11 protein-coding genes are annotated in these 9552 nt (G+C 62.9%); 8 read left to right on the top strand and 3 right to left on the bottom strand.

The window, feature by feature from the left end; genetic code table 11:
- The first annotated feature begins 201 nt into the window (after positions 1-201).
- The 3 genes from QMX83_RS03135 to QMX83_RS03125 are packed head-to-tail and all read left to right on the top strand — an operon-like array spanning position 202 to position 1941.
- Positions 202-873, top strand: a complete 672-nt coding sequence (locus tag QMX83_RS03135) for a GntR family transcriptional regulator (RefSeq protein WP_282295187.1) — start codon at positions 202-204, stop codon at positions 871-873.
- Entirely contained in the window at positions 873-1157 is a 285-nt protein-coding gene (locus QMX83_RS03130) for a DUF1330 domain-containing protein (RefSeq protein ID WP_282295186.1), read from the top strand. The genes QMX83_RS03135 and QMX83_RS03130 overlap by 1 nt, the downstream gene beginning before the upstream one ends.
- A gap of 49 nt (positions 1158-1206) precedes the next feature.
- Positions 1207-1941 carry a MerR family transcriptional regulator gene (locus tag QMX83_RS03125; protein WP_282295185.1) on the top strand — a complete coding sequence of 245 codons (735 nt, stop codon included), beginning with the start codon at positions 1207-1209 and terminating at the stop codon, positions 1939-1941.
- Positions 1942-2039: 98 nt separating this feature from the next.
- Here QMX83_RS03125 and QMX83_RS03120 read toward each other — a convergent pair whose 3' ends face one another.
- A complete protein-coding gene (locus tag QMX83_RS03120) occupies positions 2040-2945 on the bottom strand; it encodes a LysR family transcriptional regulator (protein WP_282295184.1) in 906 nt (301 codons plus the stop codon).
- Between the two features lie 133 nt (positions 2946-3078).
- On the opposite strand from QMX83_RS03120, the gene QMX83_RS03115 reads away from it, so the two are divergent.
- Positions 3079-3861 carry a glucose 1-dehydrogenase gene (locus QMX83_RS03115; protein ID WP_282295183.1) on the top strand — a complete coding sequence of 261 codons (783 nt, stop codon included), beginning with the start codon at positions 3079-3081 and terminating at the stop codon, positions 3859-3861.
- Positions 3862-3875: 14 nt separating this feature from the next.
- Entirely contained in the window at positions 3876-4283 is a 408-nt protein-coding gene (locus tag QMX83_RS03110; RefSeq protein WP_282295182.1) for a nuclear transport factor 2 family protein, read from the top strand.
- A 12-nt stretch (positions 4284-4295) separates the two neighbouring features.
- Here the strand turns inward: QMX83_RS03110 and QMX83_RS03105 are convergent, their stop codons facing one another.
- Both QMX83_RS03105 and QMX83_RS03100 read right to left on the bottom strand, forming a co-directional pair.
- Positions 4296-4721 carry a hypothetical protein gene (locus QMX83_RS03105; RefSeq protein ID WP_282295181.1) on the bottom strand — a complete coding sequence of 142 codons (426 nt, stop codon included), beginning with the start codon at positions 4719-4721 and terminating at the stop codon, positions 4296-4298.
- Complete coding sequence (locus tag QMX83_RS03100; RefSeq protein WP_282295180.1) at positions 4718-5158, bottom strand: hypothetical protein; 441 nt, start codon at positions 5156-5158, stop codon at positions 4718-4720. The genes QMX83_RS03105 and QMX83_RS03100 overlap by 4 nt, the downstream gene beginning before the upstream one ends.
- Before the next feature lie 185 nt (positions 5159-5343).
- Between QMX83_RS03100 and QMX83_RS03095 the strand changes: the two genes are divergently transcribed.
- The 3 genes from QMX83_RS03095 to QMX83_RS03085 all read left to right on the top strand — a co-directional run bounded on the left by QMX83_RS03095 (position 5344) and on the right by QMX83_RS03085 (position 9548).
- Positions 5344-6030, top strand: a complete 687-nt coding sequence (locus QMX83_RS03095) for a class I SAM-dependent methyltransferase (RefSeq protein ID WP_282295179.1) — start codon at positions 5344-5346, stop codon at positions 6028-6030.
- 128 nt (positions 6031-6158) lie between these two features.
- Positions 6159-7139, top strand: coding sequence for a CHASE3 domain-containing protein (locus QMX83_RS03090; RefSeq protein ID WP_282295178.1), 981 nt, complete (start codon positions 6159-6161; stop codon positions 7137-7139).
- 57 nt (positions 7140-7196) lie between these two features.
- Positions 7197-9548 (top strand): response regulator, encoded by a 2352-nt coding sequence (locus tag QMX83_RS03085; RefSeq protein ID WP_282295177.1) that lies wholly within the window; start codon positions 7197-7199, stop codon positions 9546-9548.
- The last annotated feature ends 4 nt before the right edge of the window (positions 9549-9552 follow it).

Genomic DNA, 9552 nt, shown 5'->3' with positions numbered 1-9552 from the left:
AGCCAAGGTGCTTGAACAGACCCCATAGATGGGGAGAACCTGATCGAGAGACGAGCAATCAACCTTGAAATTCAGTCGCTTAGGCAGCTTTTGGCCCTGTACGTAATGATTCCCTGCCGACCCTCTATTCAGGATCCGTGGTTGAATAGCATCGACGTTGGAAGGCCGCTGGCCGGCCCCTTACAGGAACTGCGAAACACGATGAACCTCAGAATTGACCACGCCCCTGTGACCCTCCGGGAGAAATGCCTGGAGAAGCTTCGCAACGCGATCATCACCGGCTACTTCCCGTCGGGTGCCCGGCTCGTCGAGCGCACCCTGTGCGACCAGTTGGGCGTGAGCCGCACCGTCGTGCGCGAGGTCATCCGCTATCTGGAGGCCGAGGGCCTAGTCGAGGTGCTGCCGCAGAAGGGTCCGATTGTTGCGGTGCTCAGCTGGGACGTGGCCAGCCAGGTCTACCGCATCCGGCTGGTGCTCGAGCAGGCGGCCGTGGCGGATTGCGTGCGGAATCTGACTGATGAGACCAAAGCCCAGATCACCCAGGCCTTGGAGACCTTGCGCCTGTCCTACGGCGCGGCCGATATTGCCCCGGTGCTGGAGGCCTCCTCCACCCTGTACGAAACCATCTTCCGCGCCGGCAACAATCACATCGCCTGGGAAATCGTGCAGCGCCTCAACGGAAGAATCAGCCGCCTGCGTGCGATGACGCTGACCCATGTGAACCGGGAAAAGACCGGCTTCGAGCGCATCAAGGCGATTTGTGATGCCATCTGCGTGTCGCAGGATGAGGCACTGGCGCGGCAGCGCGTGGCCGAGCACATCGGTGAGGCCCAGTCGATTGCACGGGCGTTGCTGCAGGAGGGTCAAGACTGATGGCCGCGTACTGGATTGCCCATGTGACGGTATTGAACGCGGAGAAGTACGCGGGCTACACGGCCTTGGCACCGGCTGCGTTTGCCAAGTACGGTGCGACCTTCCTCGCCCGCGGCGGGAAAGCCGTCGCGGTTGAGGGGGAGTCTGCTGACCGGCATGTGGTGATTGCGTTCGAGGACATGGAGACCGCACTGGCGTGCTACCACTCGCCGGAGTATCAGGCGGCGAAGGCGCATCGTGACGCGAACTGTGTTGCTGAGATTGTGATTGTTGAGGGGATTTGAGGCAGTGGGTGGTTGACCCTTACGCAACGTCAGGGTGCACTATGAAGAGATGGACTACACCGTCGGACAACTCGCGAAGCTCAGCGGCGTCACCGTACGCGCACTCCACCACTACGAGAAATTGGGCCTGCTGCCTGCCTCTGACCGCACCCAGTCGGGATATCGCCGCTACACCGAAGGCGACGTCCTGCAGCTGCACAGGATTCTGGCCTGCAGGCAGCTGGGCATCCCCCTCAAGGACATCAAGCCCTACCTAGGGGCCGGTGCCCCTTCATTGAAGTCACTGCTGGCTCGACAAGCGAGCGCCCTGGGCACGGAGATCAAACGCCTGCAGGGCCTGCTGTCGTTCATCAATCGAGTTTCCGCGGCCGTGGAAAGCAACACCGATCAACAGGTAACCCTCCAACTACTGAGCCTGATGAACACCATGAATACTCTAACTGTGCACTACACGACTGAAGAACTCGAGCACTTGCGTTCACTGCAAGGCACTTTGAGCCCTGAAGCGCGAGCCGAGTCTGCTTCGGTGCTTGCTGATCTCCTCCAACAGTTCAGCAGCGCAGCGTCTGCAGGGCTCGCACCGACGAGCGCTGCAGTAACCGAACTTGCCAGCCGTTGGATCGAACTGGGAGAAACGCTTGCCTCCAGCGAGGCGATACGGGCCAAGACGCGCCAGCTCATCGACAGCGAACCTGAGATTCAGCGTGCCACTGGCATTACGCCCGATCTGAAAGCCTATATCGACAATGCATTGGCAGCCAGGAGGAGTGCCTCAGCCGAGTGACGTAGGTATAGGAGGGCATGGACGCCTTCCACTACGCGGAGTTGTATGACGGCTTTCCGCGAGGGGCAGCCGGGCAGAGCCCGGCTCTACGGAGCAGGTCACGCTTGTTCAATACGGGCGTAGATTTCACTCACCCATTCCACAAACACACGCACCTTGGTGCTTAGCTGCCGGCTCGGGGCGTAGGCAATGTAGACGTCCAACGGTGCGGGCCGCCATTCTTGAAGCACTGGCACCAGATCGCCCCGATCAATGGCCGGCCGCACCATGAAATCCAGCGTGTGGATCACCCCGAGTCCGACCAGTCCCGTTGCCAGGTGGGCATTGCTCTCATTGACCATGACCGCACAGTCCGGCGCGACCTCCAGCGGCACGCCGTCACCCAGAAAATGAAGCGGCGGTGCCCTGCCCGAGTGCGCGGAGAAGTAGCCGACCACCGGAAACCGGGGTTCGAGCAGCTGTTCCGGGTGAGTCGGCACCCCATACTGTTCGAGATATGCCGGGCTCGCGCAGGTGGTCCAGTTCAGGCGGCCGATCTTCCGGGAGATCAGCGCGCCATCTTCTGCGGTACTGCGGATGGCGCAATCGATGTTCTCACCGATGACGTCGACCGTCCGGTCGGTTACGCCCAGGTGCACCTGGATGTCCGGATAACGGGCACGAAACTCCGGCAATGCCGGGATCAACAGTCCACTTGCGGTCGAGCCGCCGGTGTCCACACGTAACTTGCCCTTGGGGCTGCGTTGGGCGCGGCCGAGGGTGGCTTCCACGTCATCCAGCTCCGTCAGCAGGTGCCGGATGCGCTCGTAGTACGCGGCCCCATCGTTACTGACACTGACCCGCCGCGTGCTGCGTTCCAGAAGCTTGACCCCAAGGTGCTTCTCCAGCGCGCTGATCGACTTGCTCAGGGTGGCGTTGGGCATCTGCAGCGATTCCGCCGCGCGATTGAAGCCGCCGGTTTCCACGACGCGGGCGAAGGCACGTATTGCCTGCAGGTGGTCCATGGCGGGCTCCGGGCTGGCCTTCGATTATTCACCCGTGGAAATAAAGAATCAACGATAGTGCCATTTATCTCTGCATTGCACCCCAATAGAGTGGCACCCATCGCGGCAGCCGCCGTCCACTCAAGGCAAAGACATGCAAACCCAGGAACTGGTCAACGTCCACAACACAAAACACGCCGGCAAGGTGGCTCTGGTCACCGGCGGCAGCTCGGGCATCGGCTTGGCCACTGCCAAGCGCCTGGCGCTCGAGGGCGCAAAGGTGGTCATCAGCGGTCGCCGGCAGGAGGAGCTGGACCGCGCGGTCGCCGAAATCGGGCATGGCGCGACTGCCGTCCGCAGTGACATCTCGGTGTCCGCAGACCTGGACGCCCTGATTGAGACCATCCGTGCGACGCACGGTCGCCTGGACATTCTCATTGCCAACGCAGGCGGCGGCGAGTTCACTCCGCTTGATGCCATCACCGAAGCTGGCTTCGACAAGTACTTCGGCATCAACGTCAAGGGCACCTTGTTTACGGTGCAGAAGGCGCTACCGCTGATGACCGCGGGCGGTGCCATCGTGGTGACGGGCTCCATCGCGGCCAATCAAGGCGTACCTGCCTTTGGCGTCTATGCCGCCACGAAGGCCGCGTTGCGCTCATTCGTGAGGACCTGGGCTTCCGACCTTAAAGGCCGGGACATTCGGGTCAACCTGGTGGCTCCCGGCGTGGTGGTCACTCCGGCCTATAAATCCGAGCTTGGCATGAGTGATGCTGACATCAACGCTTACCTTGCTGACATCTCGCAGAAGGCCCCGCTTGGCCGCGGCGGCAGCCCGGATGAGATTGCCAAGGCGATGTCTTTCCTGGCGTCGGACGACGCGTCGTACATCACCGGCACTGAGCTGACGGTTGATGGTGGGTTGACCCAGGTCTGAGGGAGAAGGACGAAATGACGATACAGGACAATTTGAAGATTGCGCACCGGTTCCTTGAGAAGATCGGGTCTGGGGCACCGCGTGAAGAGATCGCGTCACTGTTCAGTGCGGATCTGGAGTGGCACATCCCCGGCGACGCCGCTGCGCTGCCGTGGATAGGTCGAAAGTTCGGGCGTGGCGCAGTGGAGAGTTTCGTGATTGAGTCGGGCGAGCTGATGCGGCGCATGCGATTTGATGTGCATGACGTGCTGGCGAGCAGTGACCGAGCTGTCATCCTCGGCGAGCTCGCAACGGTGATCACTTCTACAGAAAAGGTGATCGAGTCACCTTTCGCGATCGCGCTGACCATTGCTGGAGGTGAGATCTCCAGATTCCTGATGCTGGAGGATAGTTTTTCGGTGGCTGCCGCTTCTCAGCCTTGACCTCGACGCAGCTTATAGAGGCTTGTTCTCCATCTTCTTCCTCCACGCCGCATCCTCAGCCTTCCGTTCGGCCAGGTATTCCTGGTAGTCACGCAGACGGCGAATCATCCCCGTAATCAGTTTGATATCCCCCTCATCGTCATTGGTTGAGTATTGGTCAGGGTCGCGGTTGAGGTCGGCTCGGACTGCGCGCAGCCCTTCCCCGTCAGGGACGAAGTGGACTTGGGCGACACAGAATCCTGTCCAGCTGCGATGCATATAGAGCGTATCGTTGGCGAAGTAGTGGAACCATTTGTCCTCCATTTCCCACGGGATGAACCCCCGTCGCACGCTCTCCGATTCCAAGGCATCCAGGCTGAAGTCCAGTGCCACGGTGACATGGCGTTCCGGCAGCGGATGGTTCTGCCAATCAGCGGGGGTGGCGATCGGGTGCGTCATGGGCTGCTCCGGGAAATTGGGGTCTTCGACCATATCGGGAAGTACTGCTCGCAGTCCCAGGATTTTTTGAACCAACAGGCCCGTACAGCCACATAGGTTTGTGGTCTGTCACAAAGACCACTCTCGGTGCACGTGCCGGAAAAGACAATGGAATGACCTGGGTCAAGCCTTGTGTTGTGGATCATCAGCATCAGTCCATCCGGTGACACCAGGAAATCAGGGAACGGCTCCGGATCTGGTGAGCGAATGGTGTGGAATGTCTGGTAGTTACTGAGGTAGAGGATCGGCCGCGATGTCTCATTGCGCAGCTCTATCTTGTAATCCCCTGTTGCGGGATCGTAGGAGCGGATCGAAAGAGTTACGCCGTCTGAGAGCGGCGGCAGCGTTGTGCAGCCTGCCAGCAGCAATAGTGCGATGAAGGATAGGTATCGCTGCATGGCGCTTGGCATCCTGTCCAGTGGGCCTTATGGGGCGGAATGGATGCTAGCACCTGTGGCGGCGTACTCGCAGGGGCCGACGCCACGGCTAAGAGCAGCCGGGCAGAGCCCGGCTCTACGTCCGGCTTCACCATATGTAACTATGTGTGTTACATATGTGCAGCCATGCCTTGAGCCGAGCCCTCATGTCCACGTTCCACGACGCTGCCGCCGTCAGCCGCTATCAAGAGACCGCCCACGCCAAAGTGCCGGGCATGGCGGCGCTCCATCGCATGGCCCATGTGCTCCTCGCCGAATCCGTACCGTCGCACGGCGAGGTGCTGGTGCTGGGGGCCGGCGGCGGGCTGGAGCTCAGCGCTTTTGCACAGGCGCATCCCGGTTGGCGTTTTGTGGGCGTGGACCCCTCCCCTCCCATGCTTGAGCTGGCGCGTGAGACGTTGGGTGCCAATGCCACTCGTGCGGCTCTGGTGGAAGGTCTCATCGAGGATGCGCCCTTGCGGGAGTTCGATGGGGCTACCTGCCTGCTGACGCTGCACTTTCTCGATCGCGACGCGCGGCTTAAGACGCTGCGGGAGCTGTTCCGGCGGCTCAAGCCCGGTGGGGTGCTGGTGGTTGCCCACCATAGCTATGCGCCTGAAGAGAGCCTGCGTTGGCTTCGTCGCTCTGCTGCATTCGCTTCCGTGAGCGGCGTGGTGAGCGAGCAGGATGAGGTGGGGATTGCTGGGATGGCGGCAAAGTTGCCGGCGCTGTCCTCGGAGGACGAGGAGGCGCTTCTTGAGGCGGCTGGGTTTGTGGAGGTGGAGCTGTTTTACGCTGCGCTTAGCTTTCGCGGGTGGGTGGCGCGGCGGCCGGTGGGGGCTACGGCTGACTGACGGGGTGCTTCGGTGATCATTCTTTGCGTGGGCCGGCCAACGGCCCGCGCTACCGGGGAGATGACGACCGTTCGGACTCCAGTGCGCGTGCTACGCTGGGCTGTTGCGTCCACCCTGACCGCCTACCCATGACCGCCAAGCTGAAGCCCCGCTTTGATTCCCCCAATGCCGGAGCTGCCTTCCGCACGCTTTGGCCACTGCTGGGGGTCATGCTGTTCTTCATCGGCAGCGGCTTTCTGGCCAGCAAGAACATCCGCACCATCCGGGAAGGCAGCGCCGAGGTTCTTCGCTCGCAGGAGACGATGACCGCCCTGAGCGACGTTCTGTCTGCCGTCCAGGATGCGGAGACCGGCCAGCGCGGTTACCTGCTTACGGGCAATGAAAGCTATCTGGAGCCCTACGAGAGCGCACTGCGGGATGCCACCGCCCAGTTGCAGGCCATGGAGCGGGCGCTGGGTTACGACCCCGCCCAGACCGAGCGCCTCAAGCTGCTGTCCCGGGGCGTTCAGGCCAAGCTGGAAGAGCTGCACGAGACCATCGAGTTGCGGCGCACGCAGGGGTTTGAAGCGGCCCTGACCGTGGTCAACTCCAACCGCGGCAAGGCGGCCATGGATGATATCCGGGCGCGTCTGACCGCCATGCGCACCATCGAGCTGGACAAGCGCGCCGAACGCCTGGCCGAGATGGACGCGGCGTACCGCGCGGCACTCACCAGTGGCGCAGCGACGGCGGTGCTGGGCATCATCCTGACCACGCTCATCGCCTTCCTGCTTCGCCGCCACGCCAGGGCCCGCGACCGCAGCGACTGGCTGCAGCAGGGTCGGCTGGAGCTGACCACCGCTACCGGCGGCGATCTGGACAACGATGTGCTGGCCAAGGCCAGCCTCGGTTTCCTCGCCCGCTACACCGGTGCCGAGGCCGGGATGCTGTTCGTGCCGACGGACGCCGGCTTCCAGCGCATCGGTGCCGTGGGGACCACCTCGCCGGTAGACATCATCGAGGGCGGAGCGCTGCGCCCGGCCGAGTCCCTGCTCGGCCGCGCCGTGGACGAGAAGCGTGTGCTGCTGGTCTCGGACGTGCCGGCCGGCTACTTCACGGTCGGCTCGTGACTCGGGCAAAGCCAACCCCGCCACCTGATCATCGCGCCCGCTGTTCACGAAGGCGAAGTGACCGGGGTCATCGAACTGGGCTTCTTCGGCGCGGTGCCCGCCGAGGTCGTCGAACTGATGGAGCTCGCCTCGGGCGACCTGGCGGTGGCCCTGCGCTCGGCTGCCTATCGGGCCAAGCTGTCGGAACTGCTGGCCCAGACCCAGGCCCAGTCCGAAGCCCTGCAGGTGCAGAGCGAGGAGCTGCGGGTTTCCAATGAAGAGCTCGAGGAGCACAGCCGTGCCCTGCGCGCTTCCCAGCATGAGCTGGAGGAACAGCAGGCCGAGCTGGAACAGACCAACAACCAGCTGTTTGACCAGTCGCTGCAGCTGGAAGAAGAGCGCGACAAGCTCGCCCGCGCCAACGCCGGCATCGTGGCCGAAGCCAGCAAGGTGCAGCGCGCCAGCCAGTACAAGTCCGAGTTCCTGGCCAACATGTCGCACGAGCTGCGCACGCCGCTCAACTCGGCGCTGATCCTGTCCAAGCTGCTCGGTGACAACCGCGACGGCAACCTGTCCGAAGAGCAGGTGAAGTTTGCGCGCACCATTCACTCCTCGGGTTCGGACCTGCTGAACCTGATCAACGAGATTCTGGATCTTTCCAAGATCGAGGCCGGGCATATCCAGGTGCATGCCGAGCTCTTCAGTGTGGAGAAGCTGCTCGGCGACATCGCCACCTTGCTCGGCCCGGTCGCCCGCGAAAAGGGGCTGACCCTGAACGTCTCAATGGCGAGCGACTGCCCGCCGGTGATCGAGTCCGACCGCCAGCGTCTCGAGCAGATCCTGAAAAACCTGCTGTCCAATGCACTCAAGTTCACCGAACAGGGCGGCGTTACCGTGACGGCCTCGGCGGCGCGCCATGGCCAGGTGGCGTTCTCGGTCATCGACAGCGGCATCGGTATCGCCCAGGAGCAGCAGCAACGCATCTTCGAGGCTTTCCAGCAGGCTGATGGTTCGATCAGCCGCCGCTATGGCGGCACCGGGCTGGGGCTGTCCATCTCCCAGGAGCTGGCACGTTTGCTCGGCGGCCACATCACCGTGGACAGCGAGCTCGGCAAGGGCAGCCGCTTCCAGGTGCTGATTGCAGCGCGGCTGATCACTGCGGAGCCCGTTGCTACGGCTCCCGAGCCGCTGCCAGTGCTGCCGCAGGAAATCCGGCCGGTGCAGCTCGGCACGCGCAACAACGGACGCGGGCTGATTCTGATCGTGGAGGACGACATCGCGTTCGGCGAAATCGTTCGCGACCTCGTCACTGAAATGGGGTTCAGTGCGCACCTGGTGCACAACGCCCGCGATGCACTGGCGGCCACGCGTGCAGAGCTGCCGCATGCCATCGTGCTGGACATCGGCCTGCCCGACCAGTCGGGCCTTTCGGTGCTGGACATCCTCAAGCACGACATGCGGACCCGGCACATTCCCATCCACGTGGTGTCCGCCATGGATCATGCGCACAAGGCGTTGTCGCTGGGTGCCGTGGGCTATCTCGGCAAGCCGGCCACGCGCGAGCAGCTGGCAGACGTGCTCGATTCGCTGGAACGGCGCCTCTCACAGCGCCCGCGTCTGGTGCTGGTGGTGGAGGACGATGCGGTCCAGCTGGACGCCGTGCGTGAGCTGCTGGCCGGGGCCGACGTGGAGACGGTCGGCGCAGGGTCGGCCGCGGAGTGCCTTGAAGCGCTGTCGCAGCACACGTTCGACTGCATGGTGCTGGACCTGACCCTGCCCGATGCCTCCGGCTTCGAGCTGCTGGAACTGCTCAGCGAGAAGAGCACCTATGCCCTGCCCCCGATCATCGTCTATACCGGCCGGGTATTGTCGCCGGCCGAAGAGGTGCGTCTGGGCCGCTACTCCAATTCGATCATCATCAAGGGGGCGCGTTCTCCCGAGCGCCTTCTGGATGAGGTGACGCTGTTCCTCCACCAGGTGGTCAGCAACCTGCCCGAATCCAAGCAGGGCATGATCCGCATTGCCCAGCGACGCGACAGTGCGATGGAAGGCAAGCGCGTGCTGGTGGTCGAGGATGACGTCCGCAACATCTACGCCCTGATGAACGTGCTGGAACCACACGGCTGCAAGGTGACCATCGCCCGTAATGGCCAGGAGGCCATCGACACCCTCAAGGCGGCCGTTGACGGTCCTGCTGCGATCGAGCTGGTGCTGATGGACATCATGATGCCGGTGAAAGATGGCCTGACCGCGACCCGTGAAATCCGTCAGGACGCGCGCTTCCGCAATCTGCCGATCATCGCGCTGACGGCGAAGGCGATGCCGGACGACCAGCAGCAGTGCATCCAGGCGGGGGCGAATGATTACGTTGCCAAGCCGTTGGATGTGGACAAGCTGATTTCGCTGGTGCGGGTGTGGTTGATGGCCTGAACTG

It is taken from the genome of Stenotrophomonas sp. PS02289 (assembly GCF_029960115.1).
In the GTDB taxonomy this organism is placed as follows: Bacteria; Pseudomonadota; Gammaproteobacteria; order Xanthomonadales; family Xanthomonadaceae; genus Stenotrophomonas.
Note: the sequence above shows the minus strand (reverse complement) of the source record. Positions and strands in the feature narration are given on the sequence as shown.